Here is a 13,483-nt window from a genome sequence, read left to right as displayed (position 1 = left end):
ATGGCTGCCGCACCCGACCACGCACCGAAATATGCACAACTCTCCCTGCCCGACAGGATCGGAAAGGCGATGCCGTTGCTGCTCGTGCCGGTGCTGGTGGTTCTTGGCTTCCTGTCGATCGGCTCGACATCGAGCTGGCTGACGCTGACGGTTTCTGGTCTGGCGATGGGCATGATGATCTTCATCATGGCCTCCGGCCTGACGCTGGTCTTCGGACTTATGGATGTGATCAATTTCGGCCACGGCGCCTTCATCTCGGTGGGCGCCTATGTCGGCATCTCTGTCCTGGTGGCGCTCGAGAGCTGGACCGGCGTACCGTCGCTGCTGCTCAACGTCGCTGCCGTGCTCGCTGCGGTGGTTGCTGCCATGTGCGTCACCGGCGCGCTGGGCTGGGGCTTCGAACGTGTAATCGTGCGGCCGGTCTATGGCGCGCATCTCAAGCAGATCTTGGTGACCGTCGGCGGTCTTATCGTCATCGAACAGATGATCCATGTGATCTGGGGGCCTGACGAGATCTACCTCACCCGCCCGGAAATGCTCAAGGGTGCCGTCACCTTTGCCGGTGCTGCCATCGAGAAATACCGCTTGCTGGCGGTTGTCTTCGGCCTAGTGCTGTTCGTGGGCATGCGGCTGGTGCTCAAGCGCACCAAGATCGGGCTCATCGTCCGCGCCGGCGTGCAGAATGGCGAGATGGTCGAGGCGCTGGGCTACCGGTTGCGGCTGGTCTTCATCGGCGTGTTTGTCGCAGGTTCCGCGCTCGCCGGTCTGGGCGGCGTCATGTGGGGTCTCTACCAGGAAGTCATCACCGCCGGCATGGGCGAGGAAATGATGATCCTGGTCTTCATCGTCGTCATCATCGGCGGCCTCGGCTCCGTCGAGGGAGCCTTCATCGGCGCGCTGCTGGTCGGGCTGCTGCAGAATTACGTGGCGTTTCTGGAACCCAAGCTGGCGCTGATTTCCAACATTGCCCTGATGACGGCGATACTGATGTGGCGGCCACAGGGCATGATGCCCGTTGTGAAGGCGAAGTAAGATGCTCGCAAACCTGCTCTCCGGCGACCGTCCGCGCTCCCTGATCCTGACCGGCCTGTTGCTTGCCATTCTCGCGGCACTGGCCCTGGCCCCCTTCCTGTTTCCGGGCGTCAGGTCACTCGAAACAGCGGCGCGGATCTGCATCTTCATCGTGCTGGTCGCGAGCTATGATCTTCTGCTCGGCTATTCCGGCATTGTCAGCTTCGCCCATACCATGTTCTTCGGCCTCGGCGCCTATGGCGTGGCGCTGGCCTCCACCCATATGGGCCGCGGCTTCGATGCGCTGATCGTCGGCACCATTGCCGGCGCAGTCGCCGCAGCGATCCTGGCACTGCTGATCGGGCTTTTTTCATTGAGGGTCCGGGCGATCTTCTTTGCCATGATCACGCTGGCTGTCGCCTCCGCCGTGGCCGTGCTTGTCAGCCAGCTTTCCGGCCTGACCGGCGGCGAGGACGGGCTCAACTATTCCATCCCGCGCGAACTCACGCCCGCATTCAAGCTGGGCAAACTGTTCGGCATCTCCATCACCGGCAAGATCCTGAATTACTATCTGGTGTTCTTCGCCTCGCTAGCCCTGTTCCTGCTGCTGCTCCGGATCGTCAACTCGCCGTTCGGGCGGGTGCTCAAGGCAATCCGCGAGAACGATTTCCGTGCCGAGGCGATCGGCTACCGGGTCGTGCTCTACCGCACGCTCGCAACCTGCCTGTCGGCAGCCGTTGCCGCTCTCGCCGGAAGCCTGTTTGCCATCTGGCTGCGCTATGTCGGCCCGGCCACCACCCTGTCCTTCGAGATCATGCTCGATATCCTGCTGATGGTGGTGATCGGCGGCATGGGCACCATGTATGGCGCAGTGATCGGTGTCACCATTTTCGTGCTGGCGCAGAATTACCTGCAAAACCTGATGGGCGTCGCGGCAGGCGCAACCGAGGGGCTGCCGCTGATCCCGCAATTGCTTGATCCCGACCGTTGGCTGTTGTGGCTCGGCGTGCTCTTCATTCTCAGTGTCTATTTCTTTCCAACCGGGATTGTCGGACGTCTAAGGGCGGAAGATTGACTTCCGTGCAGATCATGCCCCGGCGGCGGCCGGTGGTTCTGCTGCACGGCTGGACCATGCGCGGCTCGATCTTCGATCATCTCGTTGCCCGATTGCCGTCAGGGTTTGACTGCCATGCGCCTGACCTTCCCGGACACGGCGCGCAGGCGATGGTCGAGCCATCGCTTTACGCGTCAGCGCGAACGCTGGCCGATCTGCTGGAGGCACAGGACCTGCGCGATGTTGTGCTTGTCGGCTGGTCGATGGGCGCGGCCGTCGTCTGGCAGTATATCGAGCAATTCGGCGCTGACCGGATCGCAGGGCTGATGACCGTGGATATGAGCCCCAAGCTAGGCTGCAACGCGGACTGGCCGCACGGGCTGATCGATCAGGGCGAGAGCGATCTCACCGCCACCACCGAGCGCATGATCTCCGACTGGCGCGGCATGACCGAAGCGATCGCCATCACCATGTCTGCCCAGCGCGATGGCGCACCGGGCTACAGCCGGCAGGATGCGCTTGACCAGATCCTCGCCAATGATCCGGCAAAAATGATTGCCATGTGGGAAGCGCTGGTCGGCATGGACATGAGAGAGCTGATCGGAAATCTGCCCTGCCCGCTGCTGGCAAGCTGCGGTGCACGCAGCCGGGTCTATCCGAAGTCAGCGGCTGAATGGCTGGCGGCTACCGCGCCCCGCGGCCGCATGCACGTATTCGAAAACTCAGGCCATTCCCCACATCTGGAAGAGCCTGAAGCCTTCGCAAAAACGCTCGTCGAGTTTGCCGTCAGCCTCTAGACCCACCCGTTTGCGAACCCTGCTTAGGCAGCCACGTCCTTGGCCTTGACCAGCGAGCGGCCTTCGCAGATCAGCACGCCATTTGCATCCGTGCAGGTGGCCCAGAGGTCGACCAGATGCTTGTCCGGGCGCAGCCGTGTAATTTCCACCTTCGCCGTCAGTTCGGGCTCGGCCGCAGCCGGCGCCAGAAAGCTGAGTTGCTGCTTGAGATAATTCGTACCCGGGCCCGGCAATTCCACACCCAGCAGGTAGGAAAACAGCGCTGCGATCAACGGTTCCGGAATGGTTTCGGGAACACCCGATCCGCTCAATCCGGCGAAGCCTTCCAGATCGGCGCGGCTGTAGCTGCGGCTGATGCTTGCTGATTGTCCCACCTGCATCACGCGACCTCCGTTTCGCCGACCAGAAGCTCCGCACCATCGGCGGATCTCACCGCCCGCACTGACAGGCTGCCCGGACACTCACCTTTGATCACCAGATCAACCGGCTCGCCGGTGTAGCAGGGATTGGGAAACATCATCGTCTGGCCTGTCTGCGAGACATCCGGATGAGCGGCAGTCAACAATCCCCACAGCTTGGTGTAAATGAGCATGCCATGGCTGACCGTGCGCCCGAAGGCGGTGCGCGCCGAAAATTCCGGGTCCACATGGATCGGATTGTCATCGCCGGAAATCTGCGCGAACAGGTCGAAGTCCGCCTGGCTTGGCGTCCACGTAGTTGCAAGTTCGATCTTCATGGCAGCAGGGTCCTCAGCTCCGGTTTGCGGACCTTTCCCGCCGCCGTGCGCGGGAAATCCTGCACCAGCGTTACCTTGACCGGCACCTTGTAGGCGGCCATCCGCTCCCGGCTCCAGCTCCTGAGTTCCGCCGGGTCGAGGGTGGCGCCCGGGCGGGCAATGATGAAGGCCGCACCGACCTCGCCCCATTTGGCGTCCGGCATGCTGATCACCGCTGCTTCCAGCACGTCGGCATGTTCGTTGAGCACCCGCTCGACTTCGGCCGGATAGACGTTCTCGCCGCCGGAAATATACATGTCCTTGATCCGGTCGACGATGAAGATGTAGCCATCCTCATCGCGCCGCCCGACATCGCCCGTGCGCAACCAGCCGTCTTCGGTAAAGGCGTCGCGCGTGGCTCTTTCGTTCAGGTAATACCCCGGCGTGATATTGGGGCCCCTGAGCTGGATCTCGCCGGCGCCCCGCTCGCCGGCCGCAACGCCCTCAAGCCGCATCTCGGTCAGCATCTGCGCCCGGCCGACGGAACCGATCTTCCGCTCGGCATTCTCCGGATCCATCAGGAACACGGTCGGCCCGGTTTCGGTCATGCCCATGCCGTTGAGGACCTTGGCGCCGTGACTGGCAAAAAGCCTGATCAACGGTTCGGGCAGCGGTGCGCCTCCGCAGCCGCAGCGGATCACGCTCCAGTTGATCTCGGCGACATCGGGCAACAGGCTGAAGACCTGATAGATCGCAGGAACGCCGAAGAACTGCGTGATCTTGCCCTGCTTAAGCAGATCGAAAATCTGGCCCGGCTCGAACTTCAGCAAAACCGTCGAGCAGCCGCCCAGCAGAAACAGCGGCAGGGTGTAGAGATTGATACCGGCAGTGTGAAACAGTGGCAGGAAATTGACCGACCGGTCGTCCGCGGTCATCCGCGTGGCCTGGGAAATGTTGACCGCATTGGCCCAGGCCATCTGCGCGGTCTGGATCACCGCCTTTGGCCGGCCTGTCGTTCCCGATGTGAATAGCAGATACCATGGCTGGTCCGGGAGAATTTTCGTCGCGGGCACTGTTGCTCCCGTTTCGATCCATGCGGAGATATCGGTTTCGATGGCAAAATTTCGGATTCCGCAGACACTCCCCACATCCCCGGCCAACTCGGCCTGAGCCGCGTCATGGATGAGCGCCTTGGCACCCACAGGCTCGAGTGTTTCAATCAGTTCAGCCGCCGGCTGCCGCCAGTTGAGAGGGCACAGGATGATGCCGGTTTTCTGACAGGCAAACAGCGTGATGAAGAATTCGACCCGGTTGAGGCACAGAATCGCCAGCCGGTCACCGGAGCACAAACCAGCTTGCCCCAGCCCGGCGGCGACCGCATTGGCTGCGCTGTTGATCTCGGAAAACCGCCACTCCCGCCCGCTGCCCGCTTCGATAAAGGCGATAGAGTTCGGAGAGATCTCGGCGCGCTTAGCGGCCATGTCCGGGATAGTGTCAAACATCGGCCTTGCCTCCAATGCGCTCTAGAAATCGTGACATGCCCAGAGCCGTATCAGGCCGGACGATCCGGTCAAGAAACGCTGCAGTCTCGGCCGCCAGCCGCGCATTGATCCGGGCGCGGCGTGCGTCATCCCAGATCAGGCCCTTGGCCGCCAGCCGGCTGCCCATTTCCCCGTTTGCGGCAAGCTCGGTCGCCATCTCTTCGGGAGTATCTGAAATCGCAGTGGCCAATCCTGCCTCGCACAGCGCAGGAGCGATAAGCCGCCGATCGGACTGAAGCCATTCCAGCGCTTGCCCGGCGCCGATGCGTTCAGGCAGTAGGGCTGTCCAGCCGCCATCGGGCGCAAAGCCGACCTTTGCATAATAAGGCTGCACAAATGCGTCGGGCGCAAGCACTGCAAGATCGGCGGCAAACAGGAGCCCGGCAGACCCGCCGGTGATGGCCCCACGCGCCGCCACCACCACCAGACGCGGCATGGCGATCAGGCGGGCGACGATTGTCTGCAGGCGCAGAACAACCTCGTTGGCATAGGTTGCGGCTTCACCGCTAAGCGATGCAACATGAAAGGCGCGCACATCACCGCCACTTGAAAAATTCGGCCCGCCGCACAGCAGAATGACCTTGGCGTCCTGCGCTTCAGCCCAATCAAGCGCTGAGCCAAGATCTGACAGCAGTCCGGGTTCGAGCGAATTGGCGCGGCCCGCGGCCAGGGTTAACCGCGCGCACAGCGTGCCGTCAGGCAAATGAACCGTTTGGGTGGTGACCCGTGTGGTCATGGCGCGAGGCCATTCCGGATCATCGAGAAGGCTTCGTCGACCACATGATCAATGTCGGATGTATCGCCCCACAGCACATAACGCTCGCCCAGAGTCTTGGCGATGCCCATCAGCGCCCAAGCGCGTACCTCGGCGTCACCGGGCCGCAATTCGCCTGCTGCGGCCGCCTCGTCAAGTTGCACAGCATAGGCCTTGGCGAAATTGGTGAAATAGGCTTTGTAGGCATCAGCATCGATGAAGCGGGCTTCCTCGACGATCCGGTACAGCGACGGGCGCTCGGCGACAAAACGCAAAAATGCTTTCAGTCCGTCACGCTCGGCGTCCAGACGGTTCGGCGCGTCCGCCACCGCTTGGGTGACAACGGCGCGGGTCAGCTGTCCCATTTCCAGTACCAGCTCCCGGAAGACATCCTCCTTGCTGGAAAAATAAATATAGAACGTGCCCAAAGCCGTTTTCGCATGGCGGGTGATGTCGGCGATCGAGGCCGCGGAAAATCCCTGCGCGCCTATCATGGCCTCGGCTGCGCGCAGGATCTGCTCGCGCCGGGCGACGCCTCTTTTGGTTCTCGGGTAAGTGTTGGTCGACATAAAAACATGAATACTTGTTCATGTTGTAATTTGCAAGAGATACGACGGCGGGCGGCGGACTGTTTCAGGCGATAGCTGTCGCCGTTCATGGTCAGGATGCTGACGTGGTGGGTCAACCTGTCAAGCACGGCCCCGGTCAGGCGCTCCGATCCCAGCACCGACATCCAGTCCTCAAACGGTAGTTTGGACGTCGCGATGGTAGAGCCGCGCTCGTAGCGCTGTAAGATAGTCTCGAACGGAAGCTCTGCCCTGTCGATGACAAGGGGACATAGCTGAGTTCATCGATGATCAGCAATTTTGCCGGCTGTGTCGCAAACTTCATTGCTTCCAGCTGGACAGGCGATATTGCAGAGCACGGTCGGAAGAAACGATTGCGCGGGTTGGGCATAATGGTGATAGATTTCAAAGGTGTGCACTACCCGAAGGCCGTGGTCCTGTACGCGGTATTTTTCTATGTTCGCTATGCGGTGTCGTATCGCGACCTTGAAGAGATTAGGGCGGAACATGGTATCGTCGTTGACCATGCGACGCTTAACCGCTGGGTGGTGAAATTCTCGCCTTTGATTGCTGCAAATGCCCAAACCCGGAAGCGGGGAACTGCAAGTTCCTGGCGGATGGACGAGACATACATACGGGTCCGGGGCAAGTGGACTTACCTTTACCGCGCGGTCGATCGGGACGGCCAAACCCTTGATTTCATGCTTTCTGAACGCCGTGCCCTTGCCGCAGCCCGCAGGTTTTTCAAGCAGGCTATTGGCACGAGCGGCGTGCCGGACCGAGTGGTCATCGACAAGAGCGGCGCCAATCTAGCCGGCCTGATGGCAGTGAATGGCACTGTAACGTTAACCGGACATCGATCAAAATGTGGGATTTGGCGGAATGACCAGATTTACGCGTGATCCTCTTTATCGTCGCCATCGATTTCCAGCGGAGGTGATTGCCCATGCCGTTTGGCTCTATTTCCGGTTTCCGCTCAGCCTGCGGATGGTCGAGGATCTGCTGGCAGCGCGTGGTGTCATCGTCTCTCATCAGACCGTTCGACTTTGGGCTGAGAAATTCGGTAGACACTTTGCCAATGATATCCGGAGGCGATCTGCCGGCAGGCTCGGCGACAAATGGTATCTTGATGAGGTTGTCATCACCATTGGTGGAAAGAAACACTGGCTTTGGCGGGCCGTCGATCAGGACGGCTTTGTTCTCGACGTGCTGGTGCAAAGTCGCCGCAATGCCAAGGCTGCGAAACGTTTGATGCGCAAGATCCTGAAAGGGCAAGGCCGTTCGCCGCGTGTGATGATCACCGACAAGCTGCGCTCCTATGGCGCGGCGAAGCGGGAGATCATGCCCGGCGTCGAGCATCGCTCTCACAAGGGATTGAACAATCGGGCGGAGAACTCTCATCAGCCCGTCCGACGACGGGAGAGGATCATGAAGCGCTTCAAGTCAGCGCGACAGCTTCAGTGTTTCGTGTCCATCCACGACCCGATCGCAAACCTCTTTCACATTCCCCGCCACGATATTCTATCCGCCCACCATCGCGAACTGCGAAAAGCAGCCATGAAAACGTGGCACCAAATTGCGCGCCTTCACGCCGCATGAACCAGTGCTTCACGCCCAAATGTTGGTTTCAAGGCGTTAAGTTTACAGTGCCGATCGACGGCTTATTTGGTTCCTCCCGCGACACCTCTCAACGAACGGATGTCGGTTGTCCGCAGGCGAGAATTCGCTTCGAAATAGTAACGCCGCGCCGAGAGCGGCGGTGCAAAATTAGTCCACGGTAGCGGCGGGATAGTCCCGCTTCAGATTCATCTGAAAAAGCGCGGACATCCTCCAACCCAAGACGCTCCGATGATTGACCGAAGTGCCACGAGAATCTACTTTTTTGCATAAAGTGTGGTGCATTTATTCATGTCCAGATGCTTTGAAATAATTTCTACATTCTGTGACGGAAAAGAGATCGCAGATTTCCCCACGATGCGCGGCCCTGGACATTCCCTATCCGATCAGATGGCGGAGGACGCCTTTGTCGGCGTTCCATCGAAAAACCGCTTGTACCGGAATGGCGACATTTCGTGCTGCGGCGCGCGCCCCTGAACCAGGTCAGCGATCACCTTCGCCATGCCCGGCGCAATTCCAAAACCGTGGCCGCTCATGCCGGTGGCAACGATCAGCCCGGGGATCGGGGCGTGATCCACAACGGGCAGCATGTCTGGGGTTACGTCGATCATGCCGGCCCAACTGGCCGTGATCGCCGGTTTGCCGATACTTGGGAAGGCAAGGGCAAATTGATGCTGCAGTCGCGCAATGTCGGCCATATCGGGGTTCGGGTTCAGGATGCGGCAGCGCTCGAATGGCGATTTCTCGGCGCTGCTCCAACGGCGCGGAGTCCGCCACGCGTCGGGATATCCCTGCGGCGCGAAAGGCCGAAGCTTTGTACTGCGAATATCGGCAAGAAATTGCGGCAGGAAGGCGCCCAGATTGCGCACCGCATCAGGGCCGATGAAGAACTTGTGCGATGACCATGCCGTCAGGTTGTAGCCGCCATCTGCCCTGCCCCTGATCGCAAAACGCTCGTCAGCCGCCGCAGCACGCGAAAATCCCTCTGGCAGGGCCTCCGTGGTCGAAACACTGGAGAGCACAGACAATTGACGAAGCCGAACTCCATGGGCCCCCAGAAACAAGGACGACCACGCACCACCTGCCAGAACAACGCGCGCACAGCGAACCGTGCCAGCCTCGGTCACGACCCCAGAGACCTGTCCAGCGGAAAGCTCCAATCCGCGCACGGCGCATCGTTCACGAATGACAACCCCTTCTTCAACTGCCGCACGCGCCAGCAGTGGAACGGTGACGAAGGGTTCCGCCTGACCATCGGACGGAGTGTGCAGCGCACCGATCCAGCCAGCCGCGTTCGGAAACATTGCCTCGGTCTCGCGGCGAGAGAGAAGCCGCGTATCAACCCCGTGTGGCCGCGCCTGGGCCAGCCAGTTCTCGAAGGCGGCCATGCGGGACGCGTCACGGGCCAGATATGTGACGCCGGTCTGTCTGAACCCGATCGCCGCGCGCAGGTTTTGTGGCAGTTCACGCCAGATGCACATTGCATCCATCGCGATCGGTAACTCGGTCAGGTCCCTGCCCTGCTGACGCAGCCAGCCCCAGTTGCGCCCGGACTGTTCGCCCGCCAGCTTGCCCTTCTCGCACAGCAAAACGCGAAGTCCATCGCGGGAAAGTTCCCAAGCGGTCATAAGCCCGATGATGCCGCCACCGATAACCGTGACATCCACAGCTTCCGGCAACGGACCGGTATGGTCCGCTGGTATGCCAAGGGTAATTGGAAAACCATGCATGGTGGATCAGAACCTTGAGATGAGATAAGGAGCAGGATCAACCGACAAGACCCGAGCGGCCACGGTGTCGGCGACCATCTGCGCCGTGATTGCTGAAAGCGTCAGGCCAAGATGGCCATGGCCGAAGGCGTAGATCACGTCATTGCCCTGCGGCGAGGGACCGATCACCGGCAATGAATCCGGCGTGGAAGGCCGAAATCCCATCCATTCCGATCGGAACGATATATCGTGCAACGCAGGCACGGCGCGGCGGGCCGCAGGGATCAGCGCACGGATACGGTTGTAATTAGGGGGGGCAGCAAGGCCTGCCAGTTCATCGCCGCTGACAAGCCGCAAGCCATCATGCATGGGAGAGAGAACCATCGACATGCCCGGCAAGACCAGCGGCCCGCGCAACAGCCCGGCCGTTTGCGGCCCGAAGCTGATGTGATAGCCGCGCTCTGTATCCAGACTAACCCGGTCGCCCAACTGCTTCACCAGGCTGGCTGACCAGGCCCCTGCCGCCACCACCAGACGATCGAACCTGTGGGTAACGCCATCGGCATGAACGGCCACACCCCCTTCACTGCGCCGGGCGACCCCGCCAACACGCTGGCGCAGATGGATCGCGCCAAACCGCGCAGCGGCATCGAAATAAGCCTGCGCCAGTCCCTTGGGGTTTCGAACGAAACCGCAGTCGGGCTGATAAAACCCGACCGCGCAGAGGTCGGGATTGAGGTTCGGTTCAAGATCGGTCACGGCCTTATGATCGAGGATCGCATAGTTTACCCCGAACCGGTCCATCAGCCGCCGATCCTGCGCCGTTGCCGTAAACGCCTGCTCTGATGCAAAAACCTTCAACCAGCCCTCCTGCGTGATCATTGCTTGAGCGCCCGCGTGGGCTGCAAGGGCGCCATGGGCGGTCAGAGAGCCTGAAAGGATCGGATGCAATGCCGCCGCGATCCTGTCCACTTCGTTGGGTAAGCCTGCGCGGGCAAAGCGAAACAGCCACGGCAACACCTTCAGCGAATGGCGCAAACGAAGCACTGCCGGCGATGACTTGTCGAATAGGTAGAACGGCAAAGCGCGCAACACTTCGGGTGTGGCCGTGGGGGTCACTGAACCCGTGACGATGCCGCCGGCGTTGCCCGACGAAGTCCCTGCCCCTGGCGCATCCGGATCAAACAGCGTGACCTGGTGCCCATCCAGAGCAAGCGCCAGAGCCGTCGCGCAGCCAACAATCCCTGCGCCGACGATAGCGACAGAGAGCAGTTCGCCGCCTTTCAAACGCTGTAACATCGATGTATCCGTTCAAAAGTGCCGCTGATTATGGCTTATTGCCAAAACCGCCCTGCCCGCCTCAATTCGCGTTTAGCCTCCGGCCATTGCCTGCTGCGACGGCGAGATCACTCCAATTCAACCCCAATGGAGCCGAAACGGGTTTCGGCCCATTTTGAAAACCGAAGCACCGGATAGCAATAGAAGAAATAGAAGACCGCGATCAGGCCGTAGATGAACATGATGTCGCCCGGCATTCGCATGATCGCCACTTCACCCTGACGGGTCAGTTCGGCAATACCGATCACCGAAAGCACTGCGGTGCTCTTGATCACGATCACATAGACACTAGCCATCGGCGGAATGGTCATCTTCAAGGCCTGAGGCAGGATCACATACCTGTAGGCCTGGGCTTTGTTCATGCCCACTGATCGCGAAGCTTCACTTTGCCCAGTTGGCACGGCGAAGATGGCCGATGCGACAATTTCCGTAACGTAACTTGATGTGTAAAGCGACAGCGAAACCACAGCAGCAGTAAAACTGTCGAATTTCAGCCATTCGATGTTGAGGGAGGGAAAGACAAAATAGACGATGTAAAGCTGAACCAGATAGGGCGATCCGCGCAAGATATGCAGATATGTGTTGATCAGCTTTTCCAGCGCATAGATCCGGAGTGTCTTGAGAACACCCAGAACAAACCCCAGCGTCGAGCCACAGAAAATCGCGATAATCGAGATCTTGAACGTGATCCAGAGCCCTTCGATCATAAAGGGCGAAAGCTGGTCGATGATACCCCACTTATGTGCAAACCATTCCATGGACTGTTTCCTAGTTTGCCTGCCAGGCGGAACCGCCCAGCTTTCGTTGGACCACGCCGGAAATCCCCAGCATCATGAAATATATGGCCAGGTAACAGACTGCAGTCGTCACATAGCTTTCCGTGGCGATGACCGTTTCCGAAAACATCCGCAACCCGGCGCCCATCAATTCGAACACGGCGATGATGCTGAGAAGGGACGTGTCCTTGATCAAAACTGCGGTCTGGCCCAGCAAGGGCGGCACGACGTTTGCAATCGCCTGCGGCAGGACAACATTTGTCGTGGTTTGCCTGGGGGTCATGCCGACAGATAACGCGCCCTCGATCTGGCCGCGATCGATCGATTCAAGACCGGCCCTGATGATTTCACCCATGTAGGGCGAGGTATGTATGGTCAGCGCGATGATACCGGTTTGGGTTTCATCCAAAAAATTGCCAAACGGAAGAATGGAGGGAAGGCCGTAATAGATCAGGTAGATCTGAATCAGCAGCGGAGTTGAACGTATCGCCTGGATATAAACCGCGACAGGCCGCCAAATCAGCGGATTGCTTGACCGCCGCGCCAGGGCGATGAGAATCCCGAACATCAAGGACAAAGCCAGACAGATCGCCGAGATCAGAATCGTATTGACAATGCCTTGCGCAAAGACCTCCCAATACTGAAAGACGATCCGAAAGTTAAAGATACTTTGAAGCCACTCCATTAAAACATCCGGTATCTATCGACTTGATGATTTACGATTTTCCAGTTTGCATCACGACGGCGCGAACGCCGCCGTGAAATTCATATTGGCAGGCAGGATCCTACTTGTGATCCGCTTCCCAGTTGGTGGTGTTCCACCAGTATTCCAGCTTCTCATCAAGGCGACCGTCAGCACGGATCAGGCCCATATAGTTGTCCAGCGCGAACAGCAGATGAGTGGAGTCAGGACGGACAGCAAAACCAAGCGGTTCGCGGCTGATATCACCATCAAGGACAACCAGGCCTTCAATGGAGGACATGAAACCGGCGATCGTGGCCTTGTCGGACACGCCGGCGTTGATACGGCCCGAGGTAAGCGCCTGCACCGTTTGCGCGGTACCGCCGGCGAATTCCTTCAGTTCGGCATTGGAGATCTTGTCGCGCGCGATATCAGCCCAGGACGAGGCCTGGGTCGCACCAACTGAGATTCCGGCGACATTGAGGTCTTTCCAGGATGTGTAACCTGAATCCTTCATCGCAAAGGCAATGGTCTCCGAGTAAAAAACCGGCTCGGTAAAGACGACCTGCATGCTGCGCTTGGCCGTCGGGGTCATGTCCGCGGCGATGAAATCGGCTTTGCCGGAAAGAAGCGACGGAATAAGACCTTTCCAGTCGTAATCCTGAACGATCAGCGTGACTCCCATGTCGTCGGCCATCATCTGGGCGAGCTCGACGGCAAGACCGGTTCTCTTGCCGTCCTTGTCGATAAAGCTGACAGGTGGGCCCTGCGTCTGGACGGCAATCGTCATCTCTCCGGTTCTGACGATTTTCTCCATCGTGGATTCGGCAAAGGATGCCGTCGTCATCATGGCCAGCCAGGCACCGCTGACAGCGGCGACTGCGAGTTTGGTAAATTTCTTCATTTCTCTCTCCTTGTTGTAG

General features: G+C 59.6%; 14 protein-coding genes and 2 pseudogenes. 5 read left to right on the top strand and 11 right to left on the bottom strand.

The window, feature by feature from the left end; translation table 11 throughout:
* The 3 genes from IMCC20628_RS23100 to IMCC20628_RS23090 are packed head-to-tail and all read left to right on the top strand — an operon-like array spanning position 1 to position 2,862.
* Positions 1 to 1,032: a branched-chain amino acid ABC transporter permease gene (locus IMCC20628_RS23100; protein WP_047032940.1), complete on the top strand. Its 1,032-nt coding sequence runs from the start codon at positions 1 to 3 to the stop codon at positions 1,030 to 1,032.
* A gap of 1 nt (position 1,033) precedes the next feature.
* A complete protein-coding gene (locus IMCC20628_RS23095; protein WP_047032939.1) occupies positions 1,034 to 2,086 on the top strand; it encodes a branched-chain amino acid ABC transporter permease in 1,053 nt (350 codons plus the stop codon).
* A gap of 14 nt (positions 2,087 to 2,100) precedes the next feature.
* Positions 2,101 to 2,862, top strand: a complete 762-nt coding sequence (locus IMCC20628_RS23090) for an alpha/beta fold hydrolase (RefSeq protein WP_245307985.1) — start codon at positions 2,101 to 2,103, stop codon at positions 2,860 to 2,862.
* A 23-nt stretch (positions 2,863 to 2,885) separates the two neighbouring features.
* On the opposite strand, the gene IMCC20628_RS23085 is transcribed toward IMCC20628_RS23090, so the two are convergent.
* The 6 genes and pseudogenes from IMCC20628_RS23085 to IMCC20628_RS24875 all read right to left on the bottom strand — a co-directional run.
* Positions 2,886 to 3,242 carry a phosphate acetyltransferase gene (locus tag IMCC20628_RS23085; RefSeq protein ID WP_047032938.1) on the bottom strand — a complete coding sequence of 119 codons (357 nt, stop codon included), beginning with the start codon at positions 3,240 to 3,242 and terminating at the stop codon, positions 2,886 to 2,888.
* Complete coding sequence (locus IMCC20628_RS23080; protein WP_047032937.1) at positions 3,242 to 3,598, bottom strand: MaoC/PaaZ C-terminal domain-containing protein; 357 nt, start codon at positions 3,596 to 3,598, stop codon at positions 3,242 to 3,244. Before IMCC20628_RS23080 ends, IMCC20628_RS23085 begins: the two co-directional genes overlap by 1 nt.
* Complete coding sequence (locus IMCC20628_RS23075) at positions 3,595 to 5,079, bottom strand: AMP-binding protein (RefSeq protein ID WP_047032936.1); 1,485 nt, start codon at positions 5,077 to 5,079, stop codon at positions 3,595 to 3,597. The genes IMCC20628_RS23080 and IMCC20628_RS23075 overlap by 4 nt, the downstream gene beginning before the upstream one ends.
* A complete protein-coding gene (locus IMCC20628_RS23070) occupies positions 5,072 to 5,854 on the bottom strand; it encodes an enoyl-CoA hydratase/isomerase family protein (RefSeq protein ID WP_052766645.1) in 783 nt (260 codons plus the stop codon). The genes IMCC20628_RS23075 and IMCC20628_RS23070 overlap by 8 nt, the downstream gene beginning before the upstream one ends.
* Positions 5,851 to 6,441, bottom strand: a complete 591-nt coding sequence (locus IMCC20628_RS23065; protein ID WP_047032935.1) for a TetR/AcrR family transcriptional regulator — start codon at positions 6,439 to 6,441, stop codon at positions 5,851 to 5,853. Before IMCC20628_RS23065 ends, IMCC20628_RS23070 begins: the two co-directional genes overlap by 4 nt.
* Positions 6,363 to 6,739, bottom strand: a pseudogene (locus IMCC20628_RS24875) (ATP-binding protein); the annotation flags it as partial. The pseudogene IMCC20628_RS24875 and the gene IMCC20628_RS23065, both read right to left, overlap by 79 nt.
* 94 nt (positions 6,740 to 6,833) lie before the next feature.
* Here IMCC20628_RS24875 and IMCC20628_RS23060 point away from each other — a divergent pair.
* Positions 6,834 to 7,271: pseudogene (locus IMCC20628_RS23060) on the top strand (IS6 family transposase); the annotation flags it as partial.
* Between the two features lie 49 nt (positions 7,272 to 7,320).
* Positions 7,321 to 8,037 carry an IS6 family transposase gene (locus IMCC20628_RS23055; protein ID WP_047032934.1) on the top strand — a complete coding sequence of 239 codons (717 nt, stop codon included), beginning with the start codon at positions 7,321 to 7,323 and terminating at the stop codon, positions 8,035 to 8,037.
* A gap of 404 nt (positions 8,038 to 8,441) precedes the next feature.
* On the opposite strand, the gene IMCC20628_RS23050 is transcribed toward IMCC20628_RS23055, so the two are convergent.
* From IMCC20628_RS23050 to IMCC20628_RS23030, 5 genes are all read right to left on the bottom strand, one after another.
* Positions 8,442 to 9,785, bottom strand: coding sequence for an FAD-dependent oxidoreductase (locus tag IMCC20628_RS23050; protein ID WP_047032933.1), 1,344 nt, complete (start codon positions 9,783 to 9,785; stop codon positions 8,442 to 8,444).
* Positions 9,786 to 9,791: 6 nt separating this feature from the next.
* Positions 9,792 to 11,063, bottom strand: coding sequence for an FAD-binding oxidoreductase (locus IMCC20628_RS23045; RefSeq protein WP_047032932.1), 1,272 nt, complete (start codon positions 11,061 to 11,063; stop codon positions 9,792 to 9,794).
* Positions 11,064 to 11,170: 107 nt separating this feature from the next.
* Positions 11,171 to 11,860 (bottom strand): amino acid ABC transporter permease, encoded by a 690-nt coding sequence (locus IMCC20628_RS23040; protein WP_047032931.1) that lies wholly within the window; start codon positions 11,858 to 11,860, stop codon positions 11,171 to 11,173.
* Between the two features lie 10 nt (positions 11,861 to 11,870).
* Positions 11,871 to 12,563 carry an amino acid ABC transporter permease gene (locus tag IMCC20628_RS23035; protein ID WP_047032930.1) on the bottom strand — a complete coding sequence of 231 codons (693 nt, stop codon included), beginning with the start codon at positions 12,561 to 12,563 and terminating at the stop codon, positions 11,871 to 11,873.
* A 100-nt stretch (positions 12,564 to 12,663) separates the two neighbouring features.
* Positions 12,664 to 13,464, bottom strand: a complete 801-nt coding sequence (locus IMCC20628_RS23030) for an ABC transporter substrate-binding protein (protein ID WP_047032929.1) — start codon at positions 13,462 to 13,464, stop codon at positions 12,664 to 12,666.
* Positions 13,465 to 13,483 lie beyond the last annotated feature (19 nt).

The sequence above is a fragment of the Hoeflea sp. IMCC20628 genome (assembly GCF_001011155.1).
Lineage (GTDB): Bacteria > Pseudomonadota > Alphaproteobacteria > Rhizobiales > Rhizobiaceae > Hoeflea.
Note: the sequence above shows the minus strand (reverse complement) of the source record. Positions and strands in the feature narration are given on the sequence as shown.